The sequence below is a fragment of the Roseomonas sp. F4 genome, assembly GCF_053891155.1.
The window spans coordinates 15,960-41,356 of the sequence record NZ_JBSSHK010000001.1 but is presented as its reverse complement, the minus strand read 5'-3'; the positions used below and the strand labels follow the sequence as shown (position 1 = coordinate 41,356).

The 25,397-nt window shown below is 69.6% G+C and carries 24 protein-coding genes, 1 tRNA gene and 1 pseudogene; 16 read left to right on the top strand and 10 right to left on the bottom strand.

The features are described from left to right. From ettA to ACVFYP_RS00190, 3 genes are all read right to left on the bottom strand, one after another. Positions 1-1,680, bottom strand: coding sequence for an energy-dependent translational throttle protein EttA (ettA, locus tag ACVFYP_RS00200; RefSeq protein WP_499198102.1), 1,680 nt, complete (start codon positions 1,678-1,680; stop codon positions 1-3). Between the two features lie 115 nt (positions 1,681-1,795). Continuing rightward, the gene (locus tag ACVFYP_RS00195; RefSeq protein ID WP_499198101.1) at positions 1,796-4,660 is read right to left on the bottom strand and encodes an autotransporter outer membrane beta-barrel domain-containing protein; all 2,865 of its coding nucleotides are present in this window, start codon (positions 4,658-4,660) and stop codon (positions 1,796-1,798) included. A 306-nt stretch (positions 4,661-4,966) separates the two neighbouring features. Beyond that, entirely contained in the window at positions 4,967-6,001 is a 1,035-nt protein-coding gene (locus ACVFYP_RS00190; RefSeq protein WP_499198100.1) for a YeiH family protein, read from the bottom strand. Between the two features lie 185 nt (positions 6,002-6,186). Between ACVFYP_RS00190 and ACVFYP_RS00185 the strand changes: the two genes are divergently transcribed. After that, positions 6,187-7,371, top strand: a complete 1,185-nt coding sequence (locus ACVFYP_RS00185; protein ID WP_499198099.1) for an MFS transporter — start codon at positions 6,187-6,189, stop codon at positions 7,369-7,371. 3 nt (positions 7,372-7,374) lie between these two features. Here ACVFYP_RS00185 and ACVFYP_RS00180 read toward each other — a convergent pair whose 3' ends face one another. From ACVFYP_RS00180 to ACVFYP_RS00170, 3 genes are read right to left on the bottom strand one after another with little or no spacing between them, the layout of a single operon-like run. Then, on the bottom strand, positions 7,375-8,262 hold the full coding sequence (locus tag ACVFYP_RS00180; protein WP_499198098.1) for an NAD(P)/FAD-dependent oxidoreductase: 888 nt from the start codon (positions 8,260-8,262) through the stop codon (positions 7,375-7,377). After that, on the bottom strand, positions 8,252-8,704 hold the full coding sequence (locus ACVFYP_RS00175; RefSeq protein WP_499198097.1) for an Rrf2 family transcriptional regulator: 453 nt from the start codon (positions 8,702-8,704) through the stop codon (positions 8,252-8,254). The genes ACVFYP_RS00180 and ACVFYP_RS00175 overlap by 11 nt, the downstream gene beginning before the upstream one ends. Positions 8,705-8,749: 45 nt before the next feature. After that, complete coding sequence (locus ACVFYP_RS00170; protein ID WP_499198096.1) at positions 8,750-9,631, bottom strand: substrate-binding domain-containing protein; 882 nt, start codon at positions 9,629-9,631, stop codon at positions 8,750-8,752. An 87-nt stretch (positions 9,632-9,718) separates the two neighbouring features. On the opposite strand from ACVFYP_RS00170, the gene ACVFYP_RS00165 reads away from it, so the two are divergent. From ACVFYP_RS00165 to ACVFYP_RS00135, 7 genes are all read left to right on the top strand, one after another. Next, positions 9,719-10,423, top strand: coding sequence for an ABC transporter permease (locus tag ACVFYP_RS00165; protein WP_499198095.1), 705 nt, complete (start codon positions 9,719-9,721; stop codon positions 10,421-10,423). Further along, positions 10,423-11,145 carry an ATP-binding cassette domain-containing protein gene (locus ACVFYP_RS00160; RefSeq protein WP_499198094.1) on the top strand — a complete coding sequence of 241 codons (723 nt, stop codon included), beginning with the start codon at positions 10,423-10,425 and terminating at the stop codon, positions 11,143-11,145. Before ACVFYP_RS00165 ends, ACVFYP_RS00160 begins: the two co-directional genes overlap by 1 nt. 23 nt (positions 11,146-11,168) lie before the next feature. Next, the gene (locus ACVFYP_RS00155; RefSeq protein ID WP_499198093.1) at positions 11,169-11,993 is read left to right on the top strand and encodes an ABC transporter substrate-binding protein; all 825 of its coding nucleotides are present in this window, start codon (positions 11,169-11,171) and stop codon (positions 11,991-11,993) included. Continuing rightward, on the top strand, positions 11,990-12,769 hold the full coding sequence (locus tag ACVFYP_RS00150; RefSeq protein ID WP_499198092.1) for a molybdate ABC transporter substrate-binding protein: 780 nt from the start codon (positions 11,990-11,992) through the stop codon (positions 12,767-12,769). Before ACVFYP_RS00155 ends, ACVFYP_RS00150 begins: the two co-directional genes overlap by 4 nt. A gap of 143 nt (positions 12,770-12,912) precedes the next feature. Then, positions 12,913-13,947, top strand: a complete 1,035-nt coding sequence (locus ACVFYP_RS00145; protein ID WP_499198091.1) for an ABC transporter substrate-binding protein — start codon at positions 12,913-12,915, stop codon at positions 13,945-13,947. Then, positions 13,944-14,927 carry a FecCD family ABC transporter permease gene (locus tag ACVFYP_RS00140; RefSeq protein ID WP_499198090.1) on the top strand — a complete coding sequence of 328 codons (984 nt, stop codon included), beginning with the start codon at positions 13,944-13,946 and terminating at the stop codon, positions 14,925-14,927. The genes ACVFYP_RS00145 and ACVFYP_RS00140 overlap by 4 nt, the downstream gene beginning before the upstream one ends. Next, positions 14,924-15,715 (top strand): ABC transporter ATP-binding protein, encoded by a 792-nt coding sequence (locus tag ACVFYP_RS00135; protein WP_499198089.1) that lies wholly within the window; start codon positions 14,924-14,926, stop codon positions 15,713-15,715. Before ACVFYP_RS00140 ends, ACVFYP_RS00135 begins: the two co-directional genes overlap by 4 nt. A 59-nt stretch (positions 15,716-15,774) precedes the next feature. Here ACVFYP_RS00135 and ACVFYP_RS00130 read toward each other — a convergent pair whose 3' ends face one another. Then, complete coding sequence (locus ACVFYP_RS00130; protein WP_499198088.1) at positions 15,775-16,125, bottom strand: winged helix-turn-helix domain-containing protein; 351 nt, start codon at positions 16,123-16,125, stop codon at positions 15,775-15,777. 99 nt (positions 16,126-16,224) lie between these two features. On the opposite strand from ACVFYP_RS00130, the gene modA reads away from it, so the two are divergent. The 6 genes and pseudogenes from modA to ACVFYP_RS00100 all read left to right on the top strand — a co-directional run bounded on the left by modA (position 16,225) and on the right by ACVFYP_RS00100 (position 20,163). After that, positions 16,225-16,986: a molybdate ABC transporter substrate-binding protein gene (modA, locus tag ACVFYP_RS00125; RefSeq protein WP_499198087.1), complete on the top strand. Its 762-nt coding sequence runs from the start codon at positions 16,225-16,227 to the stop codon at positions 16,984-16,986. Next, positions 16,986-17,678 carry a molybdate ABC transporter permease subunit gene (modB, locus tag ACVFYP_RS00120; RefSeq protein WP_499198086.1) on the top strand — a complete coding sequence of 231 codons (693 nt, stop codon included), beginning with the start codon at positions 16,986-16,988 and terminating at the stop codon, positions 17,676-17,678. Before modA ends, modB begins: the two co-directional genes overlap by 1 nt. Next, positions 17,678-18,781 (top strand): molybdenum ABC transporter ATP-binding protein, encoded by a 1,104-nt coding sequence (gene modC / locus ACVFYP_RS00115; protein ID WP_499198085.1) that lies wholly within the window; start codon positions 17,678-17,680, stop codon positions 18,779-18,781. The genes modB and modC overlap by 1 nt, the downstream gene beginning before the upstream one ends. A gap of 104 nt (positions 18,782-18,885) precedes the next feature. After that, positions 18,886-18,960: transfer RNA gene (locus ACVFYP_RS00110), tRNA-Gly, on the top strand. A 311-nt stretch (positions 18,961-19,271) separates the two neighbouring features. Continuing rightward, positions 19,272-19,424 (top strand): annotated as a pseudogene (locus tag ACVFYP_RS00105) (ArdC-like ssDNA-binding domain-containing protein); the annotation flags it as partial. Between the two features lie 115 nt (positions 19,425-19,539). Continuing rightward, positions 19,540-20,163, top strand: a complete 624-nt coding sequence (locus ACVFYP_RS00100) for an ArdC family protein (RefSeq protein WP_499198084.1) — start codon at positions 19,540-19,542, stop codon at positions 20,161-20,163. Between the two features lie 60 nt (positions 20,164-20,223). On the opposite strand, the gene ACVFYP_RS00095 is transcribed toward ACVFYP_RS00100, so the two are convergent. Both ACVFYP_RS00095 and ACVFYP_RS00090 read right to left on the bottom strand, forming a co-directional pair. After that, positions 20,224-20,358 carry a hypothetical protein gene (locus ACVFYP_RS00095; protein WP_499198083.1) on the bottom strand — a complete coding sequence of 45 codons (135 nt, stop codon included), beginning with the start codon at positions 20,356-20,358 and terminating at the stop codon, positions 20,224-20,226. Next, entirely contained in the window at positions 20,355-20,612 is a 258-nt protein-coding gene (locus ACVFYP_RS00090; RefSeq protein WP_499198082.1) for a hypothetical protein, read from the bottom strand. Before ACVFYP_RS00090 ends, ACVFYP_RS00095 begins: the two co-directional genes overlap by 4 nt. Before the next feature lie 302 nt (positions 20,613-20,914). On the opposite strand from ACVFYP_RS00090, the gene ACVFYP_RS00085 reads away from it, so the two are divergent. Next, positions 20,915-21,592, top strand: a complete 678-nt coding sequence (locus ACVFYP_RS00085) for an isochorismatase family protein (protein ID WP_499198081.1) — start codon at positions 20,915-20,917, stop codon at positions 21,590-21,592. Between the two features lie 170 nt (positions 21,593-21,762). Continuing rightward, positions 21,763-24,681 carry an ATP-binding protein gene (locus ACVFYP_RS00080; protein WP_499198080.1) on the top strand — a complete coding sequence of 973 codons (2,919 nt, stop codon included), beginning with the start codon at positions 21,763-21,765 and terminating at the stop codon, positions 24,679-24,681. Here the strand turns inward: ACVFYP_RS00080 and ACVFYP_RS00075 are convergent. Then, positions 24,649-25,284, bottom strand: a complete 636-nt coding sequence (locus tag ACVFYP_RS00075; protein ID WP_499198079.1) for an alpha/beta hydrolase — start codon at positions 25,282-25,284, stop codon at positions 24,649-24,651. The genes ACVFYP_RS00080 and ACVFYP_RS00075 overlap by 33 nt on opposite strands. Positions 25,285-25,397 lie beyond the last annotated feature (113 nt).

Sequence of the window (25,397 nt, the reverse complement as noted above, 5' to 3'; positions counted from 1 at the left end):
CTACCGGGCCAGCGGGCGGTACTTGATGCGGTGCGGCTGGTCCGCAGCGGCGCCGAGTCGACGTCGCTTGTCCGCTTCGTAGGCTTCGAAGTTCCCCTCGAACCACTCCACGTGGCTGTCGCCCTCGAAGGCGAGGATGTGCGTGGCCAGGCGGTCGAGGAACCAGCGATCGTGGCTGATCACCACGGCGCAGCCGGCGAATTCCTCCAGCGCGTCTTCCAGGGCGCGCAGCGTGTCGATGTCGAGGTCGTTGGTCGGTTCGTCGAGCAGCAGCACATTGTGCTCCCGCTTCAGCATCTTGGCCAAATGCACCCGGTTGCGCTCGCCGCCCGAGAGCACGCCGACGCGCTTCTGCTGGTCGGCGCCCTTGAAGTTGAAGGCGGCGACATAGGCGCGGGACGGGATGGTGCGCTTGCCGATGGTGATCTGGTCCATCCCGTCGGAGATTTCCTGCCAGACGGTGCGGTTGTCATCCAGGCTGTCGCGGGACTGGTCGACATAGCCCAGCTTCACCGTGTCGCCGACGACGAGGCTGCCGCCATCGGGCGTCTCGATGCCGGTGATCATCTTGAACAGCGTGGACTTGCCGGCGCCGTTCGGGCCGATGATGCCGACGATGCCGCCCGGCGGCAGCTTGAAGTTCAGGTCGTCGATCAGCAGGCGGTTGCCATAGCCCTTGCGCAGCTGGTCGGCGACGATGACGGTATTGCCCAGGCGAGGCGCCGGCGGGATGACGATCTCGGTATCGCCGCTCGTCTTCTCCTGGCTCTTGGCCAGCATCTCCTCATAGGAGGCGATACGCGCCTTGGACTTGGCCTGCCGCGCCGCCGGGCTGCGGCCCATCCATTCCTGTTCCTTGGCGAGCTGCCGCTGCCGGGCGCTTTCCTCGCGCTCCTCCTGCTGCAGGCGCTTCCGCTTCTGGTCGAGATAGGCCGAGTAGTTGCCCTGATAGGGGAAGCCCCGGCCGCGATCGACTTCCAGAATCCAGTTGGTGACGTTGTCGAGGAAGTAGCGGTCGTGCGTGACGATCAGCACGGCGCCCTTGTAGTCCTTCAGCGTCTGTTCCAGCCAGGCGACGGATTCCGCGTCCAGGTGGTTCGTCGGCTCGTCCAGCAGCAGCAGGTCGGGCTTTTCCAGCAGCAGCTTGCACAGCGCCACGCGGCGCCGCTCGCCACCCGAAAGATGCGCCACGGGGCTGTCGAAGGGCGGGCAGCGCAGCGCGTCCAGCGCGATCTCGATGCGCCGGTCCAGCTCCCAGCCCTCGGCGGCCTCGATCTTTTCCTGCAACTCCGCCTGTTCGGCGAGCAGATCGTTCATCTGCTCCTCCGTCATTTCCTCGGCAAACTTGTCGGAGATTTCGTTGAAGCGCTTCAACTGGCCGGTCAGGTCGGCGAACGCCTCCATGACGTTCTCGCCGACCGTCTTGGTCTCATCGAGGTGCGGCTCCTGCGGCAGGTAGCCGACCTTGGCGCCCTCGGCGGCCCAGGCCTCGCCGCCGAACTCCTTGTCCTGGCCGGCCATGATCTTCATCAGCGTGGACTTGCCGGCGCCGTTCGGGCCGAGCACGCCGATCTTCACATCGGGCAGAAAGGACAGGGTGATGCCCTTGAAGACTTCTCGCCCGCCCGGATAGGACTTGGTGAGGTCTTTCATGACGTAGACGTACTGCCAGGCGGGCATGTGCGAAGAACCCCAGCGAATGTTCAGCGGGTTCTAGCGCGACGGTCGGTGCCGGGCAAAGGGTGTCCAGGGCGCGCCACCCGCGCCCCGGACGTCGCAGGACGGCGCGGCGCCGTCAGAACCGGAGCGTCAGATGCGCCCGCGTCCCCAGGCTCTGCGTATCCTCCCCGACCTGTCCGGCGAGAGAAACGCCCAGGGTCAGGGCCGATGTCAAAGCGGCTGAGACATTCGCCTCCGCCACCGCCGCGTTCCGCGCCAGCGGCGTCCCGGCGACGGTGAAGGCATCGGACCCCGCCAGGCGGAGCGTGGAGTCCGGCGTCACATCCCCCCAGGCATGCCGCCAGCCGAGCATGCCGGAGGCACCCAGCGCCACATCGCCCACCATCACGCGGGTCTCTCCGCGCAGGCCGAGCGTCGCATAATTGACGCCCGTCTCCTCCGCGCGGCCGGTCAGCGCCGCCGCGCCACCGCGTTCCGTGAAGCCATCGGCCTTCACATCGGCCCTCGCCAGGCCGGCGAAGGGCTCGATCGCGACCTGTCCCAGCGCCGTCTGGCCCAGTTCCAGCCGGTAGCCGAGCTCGCCGAAGACCTGGATCGTCCGCGCGGTGCCGCTGCTGGACAGTGCATCCGAGAAGCCGGCGAAGGCCGGGCTGCGCCGCGTGGACAAGTCACTCCAGGTATGCGCGGCGCCCAGCCTCAGGCCGAGACGGCCCCATTGCCGGCCGCCATAGAGGCCAAGGGTCGTATTCTCCGACGTCCCCTTGGCGTTGCGCGCGCCGGATTCGAAGCCCGATTCCCCGAAGCCGGCCAGCAGGCCGATCCGCCAGCCGTCGAGCGTCGGCAGATCCGCCCCCACCACCAGGCCACCGCTGTCATGCGTCATGGACGCGGCATTGCCATCACTGCCGCTCCGCCCCCAGGCGCCATAGGCCTGCGACCAGAAGGTGGCGGCAGGTGCCGCGCCCGGGGCGGCGCCATCGGCCCCATCGCCCATGCCGGGCAAAGTGCCGCCGACACCGCCGAAAGCGCTGCGGAGGCGGTCCAGCGCGGCGTGGCGGGTGAAGCGCGTCTCCTCCGCCAGCGCCCCACGGATGGAAGCGTGGATTTCGCCCGAGAGGCTGTCAAAGGCAGCCTGCGCCCCCGAACTGGTCTGCTGCGCGCCAATGGCGGTGCGCAATGCACTGCTGGCGGCCAGTCCCTGCGCCGCATCGGCGACGGCCCGCTGGTTCGGAGTGGCGGCAACCGCTTCGAAGGCGCGGGATTGCGCCGGCACCAGGGTGACGCCGCTGGCGCCATACTGGGCATAGAGCTGGTAGAAAGTCGAAATCTCCGGGTCGCCCGTCACGACATACTGGCCGGTGACCCCACCGGTGGCACTCAGCACGGTGTAGACCGTGTCGAGCGACACGGGGCCGCTGCCGGCGCGCGTGACCTGAAGGATGGCGCCCGGCTCCAGCGTAGCGGTGCCGTTCACGACGAGGCGGTCGGCGGTGACGCCGGGCACGATCTCCGCGGCGAGGATCGCCCCGGCGGCCTGGCGATAATTGCCGGCGATGGTCAGCGTGCCCGGGCTGTTGCCCGGCGCGATGGTCGAACCCGCCTGGGCCAGGACATTGCTGACCGTGCCGGAACCGCTCAGCGTGCCGCCGCTGCCCACGGTCACCGTTGTGCCGCTGCCGCCCAGCACACCGTTCACCACCAGCCTGCCACCGGTGACGCTGACGGAACCTGTGTAGCCGGAGGCGTCGCCCGAATAGACCGTGGTGCCGGCGGCCTGGATGATGCGCCCGCCGGTGCCGTAAAGCCGCTGGTCGAAGGCGTAGGCCGTGCCGGTGTGGTTGAACAGCAGCGTGGCGTCGCCCGCGCCGAAGAAGATGCCGTTGGTCGCACTGACCGTGCCCGGCGCCGCCGCGGCCTGGCCCAGCCCGCCGCCGATCGCCAGAACGCCGCGGCTGCCGGCATTGGTCGCGATGTCGAGAATATTGGCGGCCACCAGGGCGCCGCCATTCTGCACCGTGACCTGGCCGTCGCCGTTGAAGCCCACGCGGAAATTGCCGTTGAAGCCGGTACGGCGAAGGCTTTCGTAGCGCGAACCCGCGCCGGTGATCACCATCTCGCCGAAGGACCCAGTATCGGTGCCGACGGCCCCGGTATAGGCGGTGACCACGGCGCCATCCGCGATGGTCAGGCGCCCGAAACCCACCACGCCATTGCCGTTGCCGCCGACATAGAGGTTCAGCGCATTCTGCAGGGTGGTGCCCTGGCCGGTCACCGTGGCATTGGCCCAACTCACCCCCGACCCGCCGATATAGGTCGCATCGGCGATCACGCTGGCGCCGTTGGAAATCAGCAGAGTCCCCTCATTCGGCTCCAGCCACCCCGCGGCCGAGCCCCAATCCGATGGCAGGGTGCTGGTGCGCGTGCCGATATCGACCGTCGTGCCCGGCCCGGTGATGGTCAGGCTGCCCCCTGCGCCGAGACGCAGCGTGCCCTCATAGGTCGTCAGCCGCGCGCCATCGCGCACCGACAGCGAACCTGTTCCGCCGAGGCCGAGTTGGATCAGGTTGGTGTTGGTCCAGGAACTGCCGGCGCCGGAGATGGTCACGCTGCCGGCCCCATCGGCATTGCCGATCGTTGTCGTCTCGCCCACCGCCACGGTACCGCCGCCGCTGAGGTCGAGAGTCCCGCCCTCGGTGACGATGACGCGAAAGGCGCTGGCCGCCCCGCCTTGGATGACCGGGTCAGCCGGCCCCGCACCGCCGATGGTCACCGCATCCGCCCCGCCCGGCACAGCGCTGATCCAATTGCCGGCGGTGAACCAGTCCGCGCCGACAGCGCCGGTCCAGGACTGGTCAGCGAAAGCGGCGGCGGAAAGTGCGGTGGTGGACAGCAGGATGGTGGCCAGCACCGGCCAATTGCGGGGTCGCGACAGAACCCGAGGCGCCAAAGGCCCACCGGAGAGTTCCAGCGGACTCAACATGCCATCTTTCATGATCTGCTTCTTCCCATGAAGAATATTTAAGTTTGATGCTTTCCATCAATACTTAATTTTCGACAGAATCGAGGTATCTCAACTTTGTCGTATTTACGGTAACAACGATCGTTTGGAGTCGCAACCGCATCGGTTGCATATTTTTTCGCGCACAACCTTCCCGCGCAGCGAAGGCTGCAGCGCCATCTGATGCAGGCACTGACCCGCCAGAACAGGTCGCACCGAGGGGAGCGGGATGCCGAGGTCGCGGGACCTCAGCCCGAATGAACGCCGGAAGCCAATTCCGGCGGCCGTCTAAACCCCGATCAGCCGCACGCCCGTATAGGCGATCGCCGCGATCAGCAGGCTCAGCGCCACGCCGAGGCCCAGCGGCCGCAGACCGCGCGCGCGCAGCGCCTTCAGGTCGGTGGACAGGCCGAGTGCCGCGACGCTCGCCGCCATCATCAACGGCACCAGGAAGCGGGAGGCATCGATGGCGATGCGCGGCACGAGCCCGGTGGAGACCACCGCCACCATCACCAGGAACCACACCGCGAACCAGGGCACCTGCACCTTGGCCGTGCCGCCGCCCTCGGCCGCGCCGCGCGCCACCCACCAGCCCAGCGCCATGATCGCCGGCGCCAGCAGCATGACGCGCGCCAGCTTCATCACCGTGCCGGATTGCGCCGCCTCCGGCCCACCCGCCGCCGCCGCGCCGACCGCCTGCACCACTTCATGCAGCGAGGCACCGGCCCAGAGGCCGTAGCTGACGCTGTCCAGGCCGAAGGGGCTTGCCAGCAGCGGCATCACCACCAGCCCGACCGTGCCGCACAGGGTGATGACGGCCAAAGCGTAGGTCACGTCCTCGTCCTTGGCCCGCACCACCTGGTTGGTGGCGACGATGGCCGACGCGCCGCAGATGCCGGTGCCCATGCCGAGCAAGGCGGCCAGCCCCGGCTGCACGCCAAGCAGCCGGCCCAGCCAGATCGCCGCCGGCACCGTCACTCCCACCACCACCACCGCCAGCGCCAGCGCGCCCGGGCCGAGTGCCAGCACTTCCGTCGCCGTCACCTGCAAGCCCAACAACACAATGGCGAAGCGCAGCAGCGGCCGGATGGAGAAGGCGAGGCCGGCATCGAGTACCGGCTGCCTGCCCCTGGCGGAACGCCAGGCAAGGCCCACCAGCAGCGCGATCACCACCGGATTCAGCGCGGCGATGCCGGAGGCATTGCGCAGCCAGACGGAGGCGATGGCGATGGCCAGGCACAGCAAAAGCCCTGGCGCCAGCTTGCGCAGCTTCGGCCCCCAGCCCGCGGGCTTGCCCTCTCCACCCGAAGCAACAGCCGCCATGCCGAAATCTCCAACTCCGATCCGGCATTTGCAGGCAGGATCATTTGCGCAGGGCCGGTTCGGGGAGGAAATTCGGCCTGATTCCGTATAGGCGCCGTCCCCGCCGTGGCCAAGCCGGTCCCGGTGGACAGCGACCCTCATTCCCGGCATGGCGGAACCTCCACTGCCGCGGGACATGCCGGCCGATGATCCAGCCGCCGCAAGCCGACGAAACCCTGCTGAAGCCGGCGGTGGGGGTGACCCTTGGCGCGCAGGCGCTGGTGGTGCTGGCCTCCCTGGTGCTGCCGGTGACCGCGGCGCTGGTGTTGCCGGCGACGGGCCTGCCGAAGGCAGCGGTGGGCTGGTATGCGGCGCTGCTGTTCTCCGCCGGGGCGGTCTCCACCCTGGTGACGCCGCAGCTGGTCGCGACGCTGGGGCCGGTGCGGGTGCATCAGGCGATGCTGGCCTCCGCAGGCGCCGGGCTGCTGGCGTTGGCGATGGCGCATCCGCTGGCCATGGCGGTGAGCGCCGTGCTGATCGGGTTGGCCTATGGCCCGGCCAATCCTGCGAGCTCCGCTTTGCTGTCGCGGCTTTCGCCGGCGCATCTGCGCAATCGGGTGTTTTCCATCAAGCAGGTCGCGGTGCCGGTGGGCGGCGCCTCCGCCGGCGTGGTGGTGCCGGTGCTGGCGGCGGGGCTGGGCTGGCAGGCGGCCTGCCTCGCTCTGGCCGCGTTGATCGGCCTGGCGGCGCTGGCGGTGCAGCCCTGGCGCTGGCGGCTGGATGCCGGGTCGCTGGCGCCGCGCGGCGGCGGGCTGGGGCTGCTGGCGCCTTTCGCCGCGGTGCTGTCGGGTGGGCCGACGCTGCGGCTGGGCCTCGCCTCCTTCTGCTTCGCCTGCGTGCAATTCACCTTCTCCGCCTTTCTCGCCACCGTGCTGGTAACGGTCGCAGGATGGAGCATCGCGGCGGCGGGGCTGACCCTGACCATCGGCCTGCTGGTCTCCATCGCCGCGCGGCTCGCTTTGGGCTGGGTGGCGGACCGGGTGGCGCCGGCGCGGGTGCTGGGCGGGCTGGGGGTGGTGATCGCGCTGGCCTGCCTGGCCTGCACGGGCCTGGGGCCGACGACACCGGTCTGGCTGGTCTGGCTGGTGGCCGGGCTGTTCGGCTTCGCCGCTTTCGGCTGGAACGGCATCTGCCTGGCGGAGACGGCGCGGCTGGCGGCGCCAGGGCGGGTGGCGGCCGCGACCTCCGGCATCATGATGATGATCTATTGCGGGGCCTGCCTCGGCCCGGCGGTTTTCGGCACGCTGCTCTCCGCCACCGGCAGTCCGGTGGCGGGCTTTCTTCTATTGGCCGGCCTAGCGCTGGCGCCGCTGGCCTGGCTGCGGCGCTGAGCTTCAGCCGAAGATAAGGGAACGGTGCAGCGCCACCCCCGCAAAGGCACCATCCCCCACCGCCAGGGACACCGATCCCATCCCCCGTGCCGCGTCGCCGCAGGCAAAGACGCCGGGCACGCTGGTGAGCTTCGTGGGATCGGTGCGGATGAATGCCCCGATCGGCCCCTCCTCCATCACGCATCCGAGCTGGGTCGCGAGGGGGCTGGCGAGGCGGATCTGGGGGACCAGGAACAGGCCCCGCAGGGCGATGCTGCGGCCGTCCTGCAACGCCGCCGTCGCCCCCGCCCCGCTGAGGGCCACCACCGGCGTTTCCTCAATGGTCACGCCGCGCGCCTCAAGCGCCGCGCGCTGTGTCGCATCCGGCGGGTAGCGGCCCTGGGTGAACAGGGTGGTGGGGCCCCATTCGGGGATCAGCATGGCCTGGTGGAACCACGTCTCGGTGGTCGCCAGCACCCCGAGCGGGCCCTGTTCCAGCTCATAGCCGTCGCAATAGGGGCAGAGGAAGACGCTGCGGCCCCAGCGCTCCGCGAGCCCTGGAAGCTCCGGCAGGATATCCACCACGCCGGTCGCCAGCAGCAGGCGCCGTCCCTGCGCCATCGCGCCGGATGCCAGTTCCACACGGAAGCCCTCCGCCTCCACCGCGGCCCGGGTGGCGCTGTCGGCCGCCCAGGTGACGGTGGGGTAGCGCAGCAACTGGGCGCGGGCCTGGTCGGCGATCTCCCCCGGCGCCACGCCATCCTGCCCAAGGAAGCCATGGGACTCGGCGGCGAAGCGGTTGCGCCGCTGCCCGGCATCGACCACCAGCACCTGCCGACGGGCGCGGGCCAGTTGCAGGGCCGCGGCCATGCCGGCGTAGCTGCCGCCGATGATGATGGCGTCATGCCGCATGGGTCGCATCCTGCTTCGCGGCTTCAAGCCGCCGATGGAAATCGGCCGAGAGCGTGGCCAGGGTGATGGCGCCGAAGCGCTGCACCAGCATCGCCTCCACCTCCTCCAGCGTGTCGGCCAAGGCGTGGTTCACCGCCTGCTCGACCAGGCATTGCGGCGTGGGGGAGCGGTTGCCGATGGCGAAAACCTCCGGCGCGCCCAGGGCCTCATGCACGTCACGCAGGGTGATGGAGTTCAGGTCGCGGGCCAGCCGCCAGCCGCCGCCATGGCCCTTCTCCGAACGGACCAGGCCGTTCTCCCGCAGCCCCGCCATGGTGCGGCGGACCAGGGCGGCATGGCTGCGCATGCACAGCGCCAGGGTTTCGGAGGTGGTGGGTCCGTCATGTTCGGCCATGTGCAGCAGGGCATGCAGGGCGGCGGAGAGCCGGCTGTCCTTTATCATGCATCATCAAATGATGCGTGACTTGCCCACCGTCAACCCGTCGCCCTACAGGTTGAACGCCACCCGCCCCGTCCCCCCGATGTCATAGCCCCCCATCCGCGCGGCGCGGGCCGCGAAGGTCTCGCCACGGGCGAAGCCGAACAGCGCCTGCAAGGGTGGCTCGAAATACTGCCGGCGGGGCATCACCAGGTCGAAGCGCTCCCGCATCAGCGGCACGAAATCCAGGCCGCGGGAGGCCGCCTCCGCGCGGATGCCGAAGCCGCAATCGGCGCGGCCCTCCGCCACGGCGGCGGCGACCTCATCCTCGGACAAGGCCGGTTTGGCCAGGAAGCCGATCGACTCCAGCCGCAGCCCGGCCTCCGCGAGCAGGTGCATCAGCAGCACATGGCTGCCGGCGCGGGGCTGCCGGCCGATGACGCGAAGCCCCGGGCGAGCCAGGTCGGTCACGCGCAGGATGCCGGCGGGGTTGCCCGGGGCCAGCAGCAGCCCCTGGTCGCGCCAGGCCCAGACCAGCCCGACCACCGGCTGGCCAGCCAGCAGGTCCCTTGCCGCCGGTTCGTTGAAGGCACCGCTATCGGGGTCGAGCAGATGGGTGGCGGCCGCCACCGCCTGCCCCCCGGCCAGCGCCGCCAGCCCGTCCAGACTGCCGCCCGCCCGCAGCGCCAGGCCGCAGCCGGATTGCCGCACCGCCCAGTCCAGCAAGGGATCGTGGCTGCCGGCCAGGATGGGCGGCGGCGCGGCATGGCCGACGCTTTCGGCCAACTCCGCCTGTCCCGCCAACCAGCGTTGCAGCGACAAGCGCGGGAACAGCCATTTGCCGCCAAGCTGCACCGCCGGCAGGCGTTTGGCGCGGGCCAGATCATAAAGCGCCCGCTCCGACAGGCGCAGGAAGGCGGCGGCCTCCTTCAGCGTCAGCACATCCGGCATATGGCGGCAAATTCCGGCAGATTGTGGCGTATACAGCGGCCTCACCTTGGTTGACGTCAAGAGCCGCCACACCCAGCCTGCGCGGCGATGAACGATTTGCATTCCGCACTTGGACAAGCGCTGGGCCTGGTCGCCAGCGGCGACCCGACTTTGGCGCAAATCGTGCTGCTGTCGCTGCGCGTCAGCCTGACGGCCGTCGCGCTCGCCGCGCTGGTCGGACTGCCGCTGGGCGCGCTGCTGGCGGTGGCGCGGTTTCCGGGCCGTGGCGGCGTGGTGGTGGCGCTCAATGCGCTGATGGGGCTGCCGCCCGTGGTGGCCGGGCTGCTGATCTACCTGCTGCTCTCCCGCTCCGGCCCGCTGGGCGCGCTCGGCCTGCTGTTCACGCCGACCGCCATGGTGATCGCCCAGGCCCTGCTGATCGCGCCGATCCTGGCGGCGCTGGCCCGGCAGGTGCTGGAGGCGATGTGGGAGGAATATGCCGAACAGCTGCGGAGCTTTGGCGCCGGCCCGTGGCGCGCGGTGCCGACGCTGCTCTGGGATGGCCGCTTCGCGCTGCTGACCGTGCTGCTGGCGGGTTTTGGCCGCGCCAGCGCGGAAGTTGGCGCGGTGATGATTGTCGGTGGCAATATCGAAGGTTTTACGCGCGTGATGACAACCGCCATCGCGCTGGAGACCAGCAAGGGCGACCTCCCCCTGGCCCTGGCGCTCGGCATCGTGCTGATGGCGATCGTGCTGACGGTGAACGCGCTGGCGCAGACCTTGCGCGACCTCGCCGCGCGGCAGGCCGGCTGATGCGCGCGCCGGAGGCCATCCTGCCGCTGCGGGCCGAGGGTCTCGGCTTTTGCGCCGGCGGCGTCGCGATTCTTCAAAGCATCGGCCTGACCATTGAGGCGGGGCGGCCGACGCTGGTGGTGGGGCCAAACGGCGCGGGCAAAAGCGTGCTGCTGCGGCTGCTGCATGGGTTGCTGTCCCCGACTGCCGGGGCGGTGCGCTGGGACGGCCCGGCCGCCGATCCGCGCCGCCACCAGGCCATGGTGTTCCAGCGCTCGGTGCTGCTGCGGCGCTCCGTCCTCGCCAATCTCCGCTACCCGCTGGCGCTCGCCGGGCTCGACAGTGCCGAGCAGGACAAGCGGGCGGCGGAGGCGCTGGCGCTGGTCGGCATGGCGGCGCTGGCGGACCGCCCCGCGCGCAAACTTTCGGGCGGGGAGCAGCAGCGCCTGGCGCTGGCCCGCGCCGCCGCGTTGCGGCCGGAGGTGCTGTTCCTCGACGAGCCCTGCGCCAGTCTCGACCCCGCCGCGACCCGCGCGGTGGAGGAGATCATCCAGGCGCTGGTCGCGCGCGGCACCAAGCTGGTGATGACCACGCATGATCTGGCGCAGGCCCGGCGGCTCGCTGGCGATGTCGCCTTCCTGCATCGCGGGCGCCTGCTGGAACACGCGCCTGCCGATCGCTTCTTCACCAGCCCTGCCACGGAAGAAGCCGCCGCCTTCCTGCGCGGCGAGCTGCTGTGGTGAGACCTGCCAAAGGGAGAAACACCATGTTCCGCCGACTTCTGCTCGCCGCCGCCATCGCGCTCGCCACACCGGCCTTCGCGCAGGACCGCAGCATCACCGTCGCCAGCACCACCAGCACGGAGCAGTCGGGACTATTCGGCCATATCCTGCCGATCTTCACGCAGGAGACGGGCATCACCGTGCGCGTGGTGGCACTCGGCACCGGACAGGCATTGGATGTCGGCCGCCGCGGCGATGCCGATGTGGTCTTCGTGCATGACCGCGTGGCGGAGCTGCGCTTCGTGGCAGAGGGCCACGGCTTGCAGCGCCAGCATGTGATGTTCAACGACTTCGTCATCGTGGGGCCGGAGGCCGATCCGGCCGGCATTGCCGGGTCCCGCGACACCGCCGCCGCGCTGAAGCGCATCGCCGAATCCCGGGCGCCCTTCATCTCCCGCGGCGATCGCAGCGGCACCCATGCGGCGGAGTTGCGGCTGTGGCAGCAGGCAGGCGTCGACCCGGCCGCCGGTCGTGGCGTGTGGTACCGCGAGATTGGCCAGGGCATGGGCCCGACGCTGAACACCGCCGCCGCCCAATCCGCCTATGCCATGACCGATCGCGGCACCTGGCTGTCCTTCCGCAACCGCCAGGGGCTGCGCATCGTGGTCGAGGGTGATACGCGGCTGTTCAACCAGTATGGCGTCATGCTGGTGAACCCGGCGCGCCATGCGCATGTGAAGCGGGAGGATGGCCAGCGCTTCATCGACTGGATCGTCTCCCCCGCCGGCCAGGCCGCCATCGCCGGCTACAAGATCAATGGGGAGCAGCTGTTCTTCCCGAACGCGGCGCAGGCCGAGCCGGGCGCATGAGGCGCGCGCTGCTGGCGCTGCTGCTGGTCGCCTCCCCGGCAATGGCCGAACCAGTGCGCCTCGCCGCCGCCGGGTCGCTACGCGCGGCGCTGGCCGAGGTCGCGACCGCCTTCGAGGCGACGCCTAGCGGCGCGACCGTGGCGCAGAGCTATGCGCCCTCCGGCCTGCTGCGCCAGCGCATCGCGAAGGGCGAGGCCTTCGACGTCTTCGCCTCCGCCAATATGGAACATCCGCGGGCGGTGGAGCGGGGGCAGCCCACCGCCGCCTTCGCCCGCAACCGGCTTTGCGCCATCGCCAGGTCGGGGCTGGAGGTGACGTCCGAAACGCTGCTGGCGCGGATGCTGGACCCGGCGGTGCGGCTCGGCACCTCCACCCCACGCGCCGACCCGGCAGGCGACTACGCTTTTGCGCTGTTCGCGCGGGCGGAAGCCGTGCAGCCAGGCGCCCGGGCGACGCTGGAGGGTAAGGCGCGGCTGCTGACCGGCGGTCCCGACAGCGCCCGGCCGCCGGAGGGGCGCGACCTTTATGCCTGGCAGTTCGAACGCGATGCCGCCGACCTGTTCCTGACCTATTGCACCAATGCCGTGCTGGCCCGCGCCGCTGACCCCAACCTCCAGCAGGTGACCGTGCCGCCGGCGCTGGAGGTGGCGGCGGAATATGGCGTGGTGGTGCTATCACCACTGCCGGAGGCAGCGGGCTTCGTCCGCTTCCTGCTGGCGCCGTCAGGCCAGGCGATTCTGGCCCGGCACGGTTTCGCCCCGCCGGCTTCCCCTTAAGGGCGCGCCAGCCCAGATGGGCGCTCAGAAAGAGGACCACCCCATGCTGAAACGCTCCGCCCGCAACCAGTTCGCCGGCACCATCCGCGAGATCCGCAAGGGGGCCACCAGCTCCGACGTCATGGTCGGGATTGCCGGCTGAGATGCCACGCCGCCGGGCGCTGATCGGGGCCGCGCTGGCGGGGCTGGCCAAACCAGCCCGGGCCGAGCGGCTGGTGGCGGATGCGACCACGCGCCGCATCGCCGTGCCGGACCGCATCACCCGCGTCCTGCCGGCCGGGCCGCCGGCGGCCATCCTGCTCTACACCCTTGCGCCCGATCTGCTCGCCGGGTGGCCTGCCCGGCCGCCCAGCCCGGCGGAGGCGGCGTTCTTGGAGCCCCGCGCCGCCGCCCTGCCGCAGATCGGCCGTCTGACCGGGCGGGACAACACCGCCAATCTGGAGGCCGTGCTGGCGCAGCGTCCGGACCTCGTCCTCGACTACGGCGCGGTCGGCCCGACCTATGTCTCGCTGGCGGAGCGCGTGCAGGCGCAGACCGGCCTGCCAAGCCTGCTGCTGGATGGCGCCCTGCCCCTGATTCCCGAAACCTATCGCCTGCTCGGCGGCATTTTGGACCGCGCCGAGGCGGCCGAGAGCAAGGCCGTGGCGGCTGCGCGCATCCTTGAAACGGCGCAAGAAGATGCGGCGCGCCTGGCCGCGCGGGGCCGGCCGCGCGTGCTGTATCTGCGCGGGCCGCGCGGGCAGCAGACCGGGCTGGTGGGGTCGATCACCACCGAGATGCTGGAATTCGCCGGGGCCGAGAATGTCGCGGGCTCGCTCGGGCCGGGCAGCATCGCCCAAGTTTCGGTGGAACAGGCGCTGGCTTGGAACCCCGACTGGGTGATCGCGAGCCATCCGGCCTTCCCGGACTTCGCGCAGGCCGATCCGCTGTGGCGGGCGCTGCCGGCGGTGCGCGCGGGGCGGCTGGTGCTGGGGCCGGGCCTGCCCTTCGGCTGGGTGGATTTCCCGCCCTCGGTGAACCGGCTGCTCGGCCTGCTCTGGCTGCCCGTGCTGTTCGGCCTGCGCCCGGCGGCGGGGCTGGCCGAGGCGGCGGCCGACTTCCACGCGCTGTTTTACCACCGCCGGCCGGAGCCGGTGCAGATCGCCGCCCTGCTGCGCCCGGCGCTGCCCAACCGGTGAGGCGCCTCGCCTGGCCCTTGGCCTGGCTGGCGCTGGCCGCGGCGGTTCTGGCGGCACTGTCGGTCGGGCGCTTTCCGATTTCGGCGGCGGAGCTGCCGGGCATCCTCTCGGGCGCCGATCAGGGGCCGGCGGCGCTGGTGTTCTGGAACATCCGGCTGCCAAGGGTGCTGGGGGCGATGCTGGTCGGCGCCAGCCTGGCCGGGGCCGGGGCGGCCTTCCAGGCGATGTTCCGCAACCCCCTGGCCTCGCCGGATCTGTTAGGGGTGACGGCGGGGGCCTCGCTGGGCGCGGTGCTGGGCATCTTCCTCGGCCTGCCGGTGGCGGCGGTGCAGGGGCTGGCCTTCGCGGGCGGCATCGCCGCGGTGGCGGCGGTGGCCGGCATCGCGGCGCTGGTGCGCGGACGGGGCGGCGACCCGGTGCTGGTGCTGGTGCTGGCCGGCATCGCCTTCGGCGCGCTGATGGGGGCGGCGATCAGCCTGCTGAAGATCCTGGCCGATCCATACAACGAACTGCCGGCCATCACCTTCTGGCTGCTTGGCACCCTCTCCGGCGCCAATCGGGGGGACGTGCTGGCGGCGGCGCCGGCCGCCCTGCTCGGGCTGGTGCTGCTGGCGGCATTGCGCTGGCGGCTGAACCTGCTGGCGCTGGGCGAGGATGAGGCCCGCGCGCTGGGCGTCCGCACCGGTGCGCTGCGCGCCACGGCGGTGGCTGCCGCGACGCTGGCGACCGCCGCCGTCACGGCGCTGGCCGGCGCGGTGGGCTGGGTCGGGCTGGTGGTGCCGCATATGGCGCGGCTGCTGGGTGGCGCGGAGCTGCGCCGGGTGCTGCCGCTCTCCATGCTTCTGGGCGCCGCCTTCCTGCTTGCGGTGGATACGCTGGCGCGCAGCGCGGGGCGGCTGGAAGTGCCGCTCGGCATCCTGACGGCGCTGCTCGGCACGCCGCTGTTTTTGGTGCTACTGGCACGGGCCGGTCGTCGGTGACGGCGCTGCTGGAGGCGGAGGGCCTCGCGATCGGACATGGCAAGCGGGTGGTGGCACGGGAGATTGCGCTGCGGCTGGAGCCGGGGCGCGTGCTGTGCCTGCTCGGGCCGAATGGCGGCGGCAAGACCACGCTGCTGCGCAGCCTGCTCGGCCTGCTGCCGCCACTCGCCGGCACGTTGCGGCTCGGCGGCGCGCCGCTGGCCTCGCTGAGCCGGCGGCAGGTGGCGCGGCTGTTGGCCTATGTGCCGCAGGCCGCCCCCGGCGGCTTCGCCTGGCGGGTGCGGGAGGTGGTGGCGATGGGCCGCGCCGCCTGGCTGCCGCTGCTGGCCATGCCTGGCGCGCGGGATGCGGAGGTGGCCGAAAAGGCGCTGGACCGGCTCGGCATCCTGCATCTGGCGGACCGGCCGGTGACGGAGCTTTCGGGCGGCGAGCGACAGTTGGTGCTGATCGCCCGCGCCCTCGCCCAGCAGGCGGCCGGGCTGGTGCTGGACGAACCCACGGCGAGCCTCGATTTCGGCAACCAGGCGCTCGTGCTGAACCAACTCCGCACCCTGGCGCGGCGGGATGGGCTGGCGGTGCTGATGACCACCCACCACCCGGACCACGCCTTCCTGCTGGCCGATGAGGTGGCGCTGCTGCATCACGGGCGGATGGAAGGTCCGGCACCGCCGGAAGCGCTGATCACGCCGGTGCGTCTTCAGGCCGCCTATGGCGTCGCCACCATGGTGGGCGTGCTGGAGACGCCGCAGGGCCCGCGCCGCATCTGCGCGCCGCTGGTGCCGGAGTAGCATCTTCAAGCCTTGCGACTTCGCAAGGCGACTCGGAAAATGCGTTGGAAAAAGTAACGCTACTCGGCCATCTGCTGGCGCAGCCAGTCCAGCTTCTCCGCCACCGCCGCGGCGGCCAGCGCCTCGATCTCCCGATAGGCGGCCAGCACGTCCTCCCCGAAGGGGGTCAGCGCGCTGCCACCGCCGCGCGCGCCGCCCTTAGCCGGAGCCAGCACCGGTTCGCGGAAATGCGTGTTCATAGCGGAGGCAAGGTCCCAGGCGCGCTGGTAGGACATGCCCAGCCGCCGCCCCGCCGCGGCGATCGAGCCGGTCTCGCGGATCGCCTCCAGCAGATCGGCCTTGCCCGGGCCGAAGGGCATGTCCTTGGCCAGCAGGACACGAATCCGAAGGGAATTGTCGGGGGTGGGCATGGCGGCAGGGAACCATGGACAGGGCCGCGCGGAAACGGGGCTTGCGCTATCTTCCGTCATGGATATCGTCCCGCACGGATATCGTGAAGGAAGCCGATGATGCGCCGCCTGATCCTGGCCGCCCTCGCCATGCTACTGGCGGCGCCCGCCTTCGCCCAGCAGCCGGCCACCGTCTTCGCCGCCGCCAGCCTGACCGACGCGATGCGCGTCTTGGGACAGGAATGGGCGTCACGCGGCCATCCGGCGCCTCGCTTTTCCTTCGCCGCCTCCTCCGCCCTCGCCCGGCAGATCGAACAGGGGGCGGGTGCGGATCTGTTCCTCTCCGCCGATGAGCCCTGGATGGATTTTCTTCAATCGCGCGAGCTGATCGTGAATGGCAGCCGCATCAGCCCGATCGGCAATGCACTGGTACTGGTGGCACCTAGCAGGCCCGCCCGCGCGGCCGTGGTACTCGGGCAGGAAACCAATCTGCTGGCGCTGGCCCAGGGAGGGCGCATCGCCACCGGTGATCCGGCCCATGTGCCGGTCGGGCGCTATGCGGAGGCGGCACTGCGCTGGATGGGGCAGTGGGAGGCGGTGTCCCCGCGCCTGGCGCGGGCCGACAATGTCCGCTCCGCCCTGCTGCTGGTGGAGCGGGGCGAGGCGCCGCTCGGCATCGTCTATTCCACCGATGCCGCCGCCTCCTCCGGCGTCGCGGTGCTGGGCACCTTCCCGGTCGAAAGCCATGCCCCCATCACCTACCCCTTCGCCCTGACGCGCCGCGCCGCTGGCAATGCGGAGGCCGTTGCCCTGCATGCCTTCCTGGCCGGGTCCGACGCCGCGCCGATTTTCGAGCGCTTCGGCTTCCGCCTCGCCCGCTGATGGAATTGTCGCCGGAGGAGTGGCAGGCCGTCCGGCTGAGCCTGGACGTCGCCCTGCGCTCCGTCGCGCTAGGCCTGGTGCCCGCGGTGCTGATGGCGCTGCTGCTGTCGCGCGGCCGCTTTCCCGGGCGCTTCCTGCTGGATGCGCTGGTGCATCTGCCGCTGGTGGTGCCGCCGGTGGTGGTGGGCTGGGCGCTGCTGATGCTGTTTGGGCTGCGCGGGCCGATCGGCGGGCCGCTGCATGACTGGTTCGGCATTCGCCTGGTCTTCACCACCGAAGGCGCGGCCCTGGCCACCGCCGTGATGTCCTTCCCGCTGATCGTGCGTGCCGTGCGGCTGGGCCTGGACCAGGTGGACCCGGGGCTGGAGGCCGCCGCGCGGACGCTGGGCGCGGGGCCGGTCGACCGCTTCCTGACCATCACCCTGCCGCTGATGTCCCCGGGCATCCTGGCCGGCGCCGTCACCGCCTTCGCCGCCGGCCTCGGTGAGTTCGGCGCGGTGATCACCTTCGCTTCCAATATCCCAGGCGAGACCCAGACCCTGCCGCTGGCGATCTATACCGCGACGCAGAGCCCGGGCGGGGAGGCCGCCGCGGCTCGGCTGGCGGGCATTTCACTGACCCTGGCCGTGGCCGGCCTGCTGCTGGCGGAGCTGATCGCGCGGCGCATGCACCTGCTGCTTGGGCGCGGTTAATGCTGGAAGTCACGCTGCGACATCGCTACGGCCGCGACGGCTTCGCGCTGGAGGCCGCCTTCGGCGTGGCGGAGGCTGGGGTGACGGCCCTGTTCGGCCCCTCCGGCTGCGGCAAATCCACCATTCTGGGCATCGTGGCGGGGCTGCTGCGGCCGGATGTTGGTCGCGTGGTGCTGGACGGCACGGTGCTGCTGGACACGGCGCAGCGTATTGCCCTGCCGCCGGAACGCCGGCGCTGCGGCGTGGTGTTCCAGGATGCGCGGCTGTTCCCGCATCTCAGCGTCGCTGGCAATCTGCGCTACGGCCAGAAGCGCGCCCCGCCAGGCGCCACCGGACCCAGCTTTGAGGAGGTCGTGGCGCTGCTCGGCCTGGAGGCGCTGCTGGCCCGCCGGCCCGCCGGACTTTCGGGAGGCGAGCGCCAGCGCGTGGCGCTCGGCCGCGCCCTGCTGACCCGGCCGCGCCTGTTGCTGATGGACGAACCCCTGGCCGCACTGGATGCGGGCCGGCGGGCGGAGGTGCTGCCCTTCCTCGCCCGGCTGCGCGACGCCACCGGCCTGCCCATCCTTTATGTGACGCATGCCTTGGAGGAGGTGGACGCGCTGGCCGACCGGCTGGTGCTGCTTCAGGACGGCCGCGTGCTTGCCGAAGGCGGGGTAGAGGCGCTGACCGCGCGCACCGACCTGCCACTGGCCGCCCGCCGCGATGCCGGCACGCTGCTGAGCTGCCAGGTGGGCGGCACCGATGCGGGCGGGCTGACGCGGCTGAATTTCGCGGGCGGCACGCTGCTGTCCACCGCACGGCCGGAGCCTGTGGGCACCCGTCTGCGCCTGCGCATCCGGGCGCGGGACGTGGCAGTGGCCATCGTGGAACCGCAGGGCCTCTCGACCCGCAATATTCTGGCCGCGGAGATCGCCGCGATCAGCCCCGGCCGCGGGTCTCAGGAGGTGTTCCTGCAGCTTTCCATTGGCCCCAGCACGCTGCTGGCACGGGTGACACAGGACAGCGTGTCGCGGCTGGGACTGGAACCGGGTCGGCGCGTCTGGGCGCTGCTGAAGGCCGTGACCTTCGACCACCTGGCGCCAGGGCCAAACAACCCTCCATGAGGGCGGCTTGCGGCAAGCAGCGGGATGCAAAATCCGCTCGGGCTATTTCGCTGGGTGGCTTGCAATCCCGCTTGGGCATGGTAGGAACCCCCCACCGACGGAGCGCGGGCGTAGCTCAGGGGTAGAGCACAACCTTGCCAAGGTTGGGGTCGAGGGTTCGAATCCCTTCGCCCGCTCCAATTTGCTCCATTCTGATCAGTACCTTTGCTGTTTTCCGGGGCCGCGGTGAACGCTTCCCCGGCCGATTGGCATATTGCGGGGAAGCTTGAGGGAAGCTCCTGCTAGGGCACTGTAGCGTGCCCCGTACCGTTGCGGGCGGACTTTTGGCCTCAAATGGCTGCCAGCGGTCGTAGTCGTAGTCGTAGTCGTATCCTCGTAGGGGCGCACGCGGCTGGCTTCCCAGGAGCGGGTGAGAGTTTGGCGGCTGTCGCCGTGACGGGGTCCGGGGCCGAGAGAGAGGCTCGCGGCCGGCCCGTCATGGAGAACCGCCATGACCCGCTCCGCGACGCGGCCGGCCCCGAGCGGCCGAGCCTCGAGTGACCGCGCGAACCTCTACGACGAAATCACCAGCAAGATCATCGCTGAACTCAAGGCAGGGCGCCTGCCCTGGGTGCAGCCCTGGGGAACCTCGGGTGTGGCCGCGCCCCTCGCCCTGCCGAAGAATGCCGCGACCGGCCGGCGCTACTCCGTAATCAACGTGCTGATCCGCCGTCGTCGAGTGCGGCTACGCTGGCCAGAGTTGGCTCACCTTCCGCCAGGTGCTTTCGCTCGGCGGCAGCGTCCGCAAGGGCGAACGCGGCACGACCGTCGTCTATGCAGACCGCTTCATCCCCGGCGAGGAACGCCAGCGCGCACAGGAAACGGGCAAGGACGCCCGGGCGATCCACTTCCTCAAGCGCTTCACCGTCTTCAACGCCGAGCAGTGCGATGGCCTCCCGCCCGAACTGGTGGCGGCTGTGCCGCCTGCGGATGCCTCGCTCATCGAGCCGCGGGGCCAGGCGCTGATCGCTACCTCCGGCGCCGACCTGCGCATCGGCGGCGAGCGCGCCTACTATGACGTGCTCGGCGACTTCGTCCGCGTGCCGCCGCCGCAGGCCTACTTCCAGCCGATCGACTGGCACCGGACCGCGCTGCACGAACTCGGCCATTGGACGGGGCATACATCACGTCTCGCCCGTGAGATCGCTAACAGCTTCGACTCGAAGAAGTACGCGCAGGAGGAGCTGGTCGCCGAGTTGACGGCGGCCTTCACCTGCGCCGCGCTCGGGATCGTGCCGACGGTGCGCCACGCCGACTACATCGGCTCCTGGCTGGAGGTGCTGCGCGAGGCAGGCGCCCGAGGTAGCCGCGGTCAATTCTCTCCGCTACGGCCATTTCGTTGACGGATGCGTAGCGCCCATTGGCCAGCATGCGTTGGTACCGGAACCCCCTGGCCAGCGCCTTCACCAGCGCAGGATCGGTCCCTCTTCGTGACTGGCGCCACGCCATCCGCCATCGGCGTCACGACAGTCTTCCGGCCCGGTCGATGGCGAAATCGCCAGCCGCACCCGGGCCGTGATGCTGGTGGCGGCCGTCATGCCGCCGCCCTCAGTGCATCGGGAGGGATGGCGCCGAGGTCGCGGACCAGGCCGCCGAGCCCGTCCAGCCGCAGCCGAATGTCAGCGCCGGCCGGGCCGATCACCACCCGCTCCACCAGCGACCGCACAATGCGCGCCTGCTCTGCCGGGAACAGGTGCTCCCACAGCGGGTCGAGCCGATGCAGCGCATCCTGCGTCTCAGCCTCGGTCAGGTCCGGCGCATCCCTCCGCGCCGCACGCCATGTGCCGACCACAATCTCGGGCTGCCGCAGCAGCGCGCACCTGGTCCCGTCTCGGCAGCCGGTCAGGGTCCCTGTTTTACACTGATTAACGTCAGACTTCCGGCCGCCCGTGCTAGCATAAACTCGCTGGCTCGCTCTTGGCTCCTCTCACGCCAACTCGTTTCCATTGAGGCAGAAAATAATATCACAATTGTCGCCGAACGTCATACCTCCATGAGGGAAGCTTTGTATTTGGGGCAATCGCCTCATTTGCAGGTGCAGAGGGCCCCGCAGGGCGGTCTGCATCCCATGCCAAGAAAGGAAATCGAATCACCATGACATCCGAAGCCAAGATGAAGTCCAGCGTTCTACCGACAGGCGGTGGCGCTGCACTGATGAATCCCGCCGACGTGCTCATCCTTTTGCTGGATCATCAGTCCGGACTGTTCCAGACGGTGAAAGATATCCCCCTCGCGGACCTGCGCAGGAATGTTGAGATGATCGCGAAACTCGCGACTCTGCTCAACATTCCGGTTATCACCACGGCCTCCGAACCGAATGGCACGAACGGTCCGCTCATGCCGGAAATTCACCAGCATGCCCCACAAGCGGTCTACGTTTCCCGCAAAGGGGAAGTGAACGCCTGGGACAACGACGATTTCGTGGCGCAGGTTCGCTCGACCGCCCGGAAGACGCTCGTCATCGCCGGCGTCTGGACCAGTGTTTGCGTGATGTTCCCAGCGCTCGATGCCCGTGAGGCCGGGTATGAGGTCTATGCCGTAATGGATGCGTCAGGCGACCCGAGCGAGATGGCATCACGGACGTCCCTCGCGCGTTTCGTCCAGGGCGGGATTAAGCCGATATCCACCAACGCGCTTTTGTCCGAACTCCACCGGACGTGGGCCCGCCCGGAAGCCGCCGATCTCGCCCAGCTCTATGGGCTTGTCGCACCGAACTACGCAGCGGTTATCGAGAGCTATAAAAGGGCGCAGGAGACTGTCAGGGCGGCATAGCGAGATGGCTTGGCGGTAGCTCCATAGTGGCGCGCTGACGCGCCTGCGCGCCCGGAAATCCGGCGCCGATCCCAATTCGATTAAATCCGCCCCAATGTCCATCAATCATTTGCCTGCCGCGCAATTGGATGCCCGATCTACGGTAGCGGCCTTTAATTCCAGTGGATGCCATGGAATCAAGATCCGTCGAAACCGAGGAAAAAATTTACCGCTTCGGTGACTTCCGGCTGCTTCCGGCAAGGCAGTCATTGCTGCGTGGCACCCTGCCCTTGCGGGTCGGAAGCCGCGCACTCGATCTGCTGCGGCTTCTGGTCGAGCGCCCCGGCGAGTTGATCACCAAGGCGGAGCTGATCGGCTCCGTCTGGCCGGACACTTTCGTTCACGAGAACAATTTGAAGGTTCACATCGCGGCACTGCGCCGCGCCTTGGGTGAAGCCGGGTCCGACGCATCCTACATCGCAACCATCGCGGGGCGTGGCTACCGCTTCGTCGCTTCCGTGCGGTTAGAGCAGCCCACATCGGGCGACGCGATCACCGCTTCGATGTCATGCGACGCCGCTGACCCGCTGCCACCATCCGGCATCTTTGGTCGCGACGACGACATCACGCGGATCACCGAGATGCTGGCTTCGCGGCGCTTCCTGACTATTGTCGGCCCCGCCGGCGTCGGAAAGACCACTGCGGCCCGGGCGGCCGCCCGGGCCGCGGCGTCGCATCACCCGGACGGAATTTGCTTTGTCGATCTGGCCGCAATCGGGGATCCCCAGCTCGTCGCGGCCGCGATGGCAGCTGCCATCGGGGCTGGGGGCAACCTGAAGGATATCCTGGCCGGCATCGTCGATGCGCTGCGGGGCCAACGGAAGTTGCTGATACTGGACAATTGCGAACACGTCCTGCGGGCGGCCTCCGTCGTCGCCGATCACATCCGCGCCGCGCTTCCCGACATCGCGATACTCGCCACGAGCCGCGAGCCCTTTCGATCCAAGAGCGAGGCGGTTCATCGCCTGCAACCTCTGGCCTGTCCGGCATCAGATGAAGGAATCAGCCACGACCAGGCCATGACCTTCTCGGCCGTCGAGCTGTTCGTGGCACGGGCCCGCAGGGCCACCGGGTTCAGCATGACCGATACGACCGCACCGGTCGTCACCGCCATCTGCCGGCGGCTCGATGGCATTCCGCTTGCCCTCGAACTCGCGGCGCCGCGGCTACGCGCCTATACCGCGCCAACCCTTCTTCGCCTGCTGGAGAAGAGCCTCGAGCTGCTGAGCTACGGCCCCGCCGATGCGCCCCTTCGTCAGCAGACCCTGCTGGCGACCCTGGATTGGAGCTATCGGCTGCTGTCGGAGGACGAGGCGGCCGTGCTGCGATTCCTCTCCGTCTTTGCCGGCGCCTTCACGCTCGAGGACGCCATCGGCGTCGGCCAGAACCTGGCGCGCGCACCGGAGGAGGTCGTAGGCTGCATCGATGGCCTTGTGAGCAAGTCGCTGCTGTCGTCGAGCTTCGTCAACGGCGCCGTGCTGTACCGCCTGCTGGACACGACCCGCAGCTATGCTGGCGATCGGCTGCGTAGCCTGGGCGAGCACCGGGACGCACACACAGCCCATGCCGCACATCTCCTCATGCTGCTACAGCGAGCAGAATCCGAATTGCAATGGCGTGTCCACGAGGAATGGACCACGACATACGGTCGTCTGGCCAATGATGTGCGTCGTGCGCTCAACTGGTCCTTCGGCGTGGATGGCGACCAGATGCTGGGCGTCCAGCTGACCGCCTGCGCCATCCCGCTCTGGGACGAGATGTCATCGGTCGGTGAGGGCGGCCAGCATGTGCGGCGTGCCTTGCAGTCCACCGCTCTGCTCAATTGCGATCTCGCCTCGCGGATGAAGCTGATGACTGCACATGCCTGGGGCCTGAGCCACACCGAGCGCTTCGCACCGGGGGGCGAGGCTGTCTGGCAGGAAAGCCTGCGACTAGCCGAGCTTGCAGGTGATCAGGACTATCAGATAAGGGCCGCTCTGGGCCTCGTTGTGCTGCAATGCTTCTATGGCCAACATCGCCAGACCTTGAAGAGCGTCGCACGATTCCTCTCGATCGCGGAGGTGAACGACAGCTCCGCGGTGCCGGCCGGGCAGCGGATGCGTGTCATGACGGAGTTCTTTCTTGGCGATGTGACGGGTGCGCATGATGCCTTGAACCGGCTGGTGCGATGCGACGACAGCATCGTGCGGCGTTCGCGCCTCGCGCGCTTCCAGTTTGACTGGTATGTCGCGATCAGGACGTCGCTCGGTGTCGTGGAGTGGGTTGCCGGCTACCCAGGGGAAGCCGTTGCCACGGCTCAGGCCGCGCTGGATCGAGCGACGGAGATCGGGCACGTTGTCTCGCATTCCACGGCCCTGGTACTGGCAGCGATCCCCATTGCGCTCTGGATGGGGCAGGTCGACGTGGCGGAACGCCACCTCACCGCCTTGGTTGCCAATCTCAGGCGGTGCGAAGTCGTCATCTGGGAACCGGCTGCCCGCCTTTTCGAGGGGATGATCCGCCAGGAGCGCGGCGATGCCGAGGGTGTCCAATGCATGCGAAGCGCGCTCGATGAGATGATGGCCACCAGCTTCCTCGGCAGGATGCCGAACTTCCTGAGCATGCTTGCCGAGGCGGCTTTGCGCCATGGTCAGCCGGGTATTGCAGGCGATAGTATCGCAACCGCGCTTGATCTTGTGGAACGCAATGAGGAGCGTTGGTGCCAACCGGAGGTCCTGCGCGTGCACGGCCGTTTGCAGTGCCACGAAGGTGACGCAGGGCGGGCCGAGTTGACCCTGCTGCGCGCGGTGAAGCTGGCCAGGGCGTCGGGCGCAAGGATGTTCGAGCTACGCGCCGCGCTGGATCTGGCCGATCTCTGGTTGCAGGACGACCGCTCCGATGAAGCCCTTGCCCTGCTCGCTCCGATCTGCGACCGCTTCGACGTCGCGACTGCCGGGCGGGATTTCCTGCGCGCGAAGCGACTGCTTGCTCAGACACGCAGGGAGCTTCGGTCTTGTGAGGGCGCTTCCCGCGCCCATTCAGGCGGTCGCCTCCGGCGCGCCGATGCATGACAAGATCTGACCGACCTGGCGGATCTCATCCTCATTGATGCCGTGACCCATTCCGGGATGGATGCGCAGGATGACCGCGCCGCCGAGCGCGCGCAGGGTGCGTGCGGTTTCCTGAACCCGGGCAAGTGGAATGTGCGGGTCGGCGTCGCTGCATCCAAGGAAGATCGGGCTGTTGTGCAGGCTGCCGGTACAGGCACGGGCGGTCCCATCCGGACCGATCAGACCCCCGCTCAGTCCAATCACCGCCGCATAGCGCTGGGCATGGCGCGCGGCGTATTCCAGCGCCAGGCAGGCCCCCTGGGAAAACCCCAGCAGTGCCACGCGCGCGGGCGGAAAGCCCGCATCCGCCAATCGCTGGAGCAACGAGGTCACGGTCCCGAGGGCGGCCGATAGACGCGGCTCGTTGCGCTCCACTGGCGCGAGGAAATCGTGCGGATACCAGCTGCGCCCCGCGGCCTCCGGCGCCAGCCAGGCGAGATCCGGCTGCGTCAGCGCCTCCGCCAGGCTGAGCATACCCTCCGCATCCCCGCCGCGTCCGTGAAACATCAGCACCGCCGCTCTTGCCCGATGCAGCGGTGCGCCAAACTCGACAACCCGCGTCATGCGGCATCCCCTGGTTCGGACATCATGGCGACCGCCAGTCAGGACTGGTCGCGTGGTGCTGTTGGAACGCCTGCGGCGGGGCAATCACCAGGATCTTCCCCGACGGGCTGACA

Bases quoted from the DNA above. Each gene is read 5' to 3' on its own strand.
- ettA (WP_499198102.1), bottom strand. From the start codon at position 1,680: ATGCCCGCCTGGCAGTACGTCTACGTCATGAAAGACCTCACCAAGTCC.
- ACVFYP_RS00195 (WP_499198101.1), bottom strand. From the start codon at position 4,660: ATGTTGAGTCCGCTGGAACTCTCCGGTGGGCCTTTGGCGCCTCGGGTT.
- ACVFYP_RS00190 (WP_499198100.1), bottom strand. From the start codon at position 6,001: ATGGCGGCTGTTGCTTCGGGTGGAGAGGGCAAGCCCGCGGGCTGGGGG.
- ACVFYP_RS00185 (WP_499198099.1), top strand. From the start codon at position 6,187: ATGATCCAGCCGCCGCAAGCCGACGAAACCCTGCTGAAGCCGGCGGTG.
- ACVFYP_RS00180 (WP_499198098.1), bottom strand. From the start codon at position 8,262: ATGCGGCATGACGCCATCATCATCGGCGGCAGCTACGCCGGCATGGCC.
- ACVFYP_RS00175 (WP_499198097.1), bottom strand. From the start codon at position 8,704: ATGATAAAGGACAGCCGGCTCTCCGCCGCCCTGCATGCCCTGCTGCAC.
- ACVFYP_RS00170 (WP_499198096.1), bottom strand. From the start codon at position 9,631: ATGCCGGATGTGCTGACGCTGAAGGAGGCCGCCGCCTTCCTGCGCCTG.
- ACVFYP_RS00165 (WP_499198095.1), top strand. From the start codon at position 9,719: ATGAACGATTTGCATTCCGCACTTGGACAAGCGCTGGGCCTGGTCGCC.
- ACVFYP_RS00160 (WP_499198094.1), top strand. From the start codon at position 10,423: ATGCGCGCGCCGGAGGCCATCCTGCCGCTGCGGGCCGAGGGTCTCGGC.
- ACVFYP_RS00155 (WP_499198093.1), top strand. From the start codon at position 11,169: ATGTTCCGCCGACTTCTGCTCGCCGCCGCCATCGCGCTCGCCACACCG.
- ACVFYP_RS00150 (WP_499198092.1), top strand. From the start codon at position 11,990: ATGAGGCGCGCGCTGCTGGCGCTGCTGCTGGTCGCCTCCCCGGCAATG.
- ACVFYP_RS00145 (WP_499198091.1), top strand. From the start codon at position 12,913: ATGCCACGCCGCCGGGCGCTGATCGGGGCCGCGCTGGCGGGGCTGGCC.
- ACVFYP_RS00130 (WP_499198088.1), bottom strand. From the start codon at position 16,125: ATGCCCACCCCCGACAATTCCCTTCGGATTCGTGTCCTGCTGGCCAAG.
- modA (WP_499198087.1), top strand. From the start codon at position 16,225: ATGCGCCGCCTGATCCTGGCCGCCCTCGCCATGCTACTGGCGGCGCCC.
- modB (WP_499198086.1), top strand. From the start codon at position 16,986: ATGGAATTGTCGCCGGAGGAGTGGCAGGCCGTCCGGCTGAGCCTGGAC.
- modC (WP_499198085.1), top strand. From the start codon at position 17,678: ATGCTGGAAGTCACGCTGCGACATCGCTACGGCCGCGACGGCTTCGCG.
- ACVFYP_RS00095 (WP_499198083.1), bottom strand. From the start codon at position 20,358: ATGACGGCCGCCACCAGCATCACGGCCCGGGTGCGGCTGGCGATTTCG.
- ACVFYP_RS00085 (WP_499198081.1), top strand. From the start codon at position 20,915: ATGACATCCGAAGCCAAGATGAAGTCCAGCGTTCTACCGACAGGCGGT.
- ACVFYP_RS00080 (WP_499198080.1), top strand. From the start codon at position 21,763: ATGGAATCAAGATCCGTCGAAACCGAGGAAAAAATTTACCGCTTCGGT.
- ACVFYP_RS00075 (WP_499198079.1), bottom strand. From the start codon at position 25,284: ATGACGCGGGTTGTCGAGTTTGGCGCACCGCTGCATCGGGCAAGAGCG.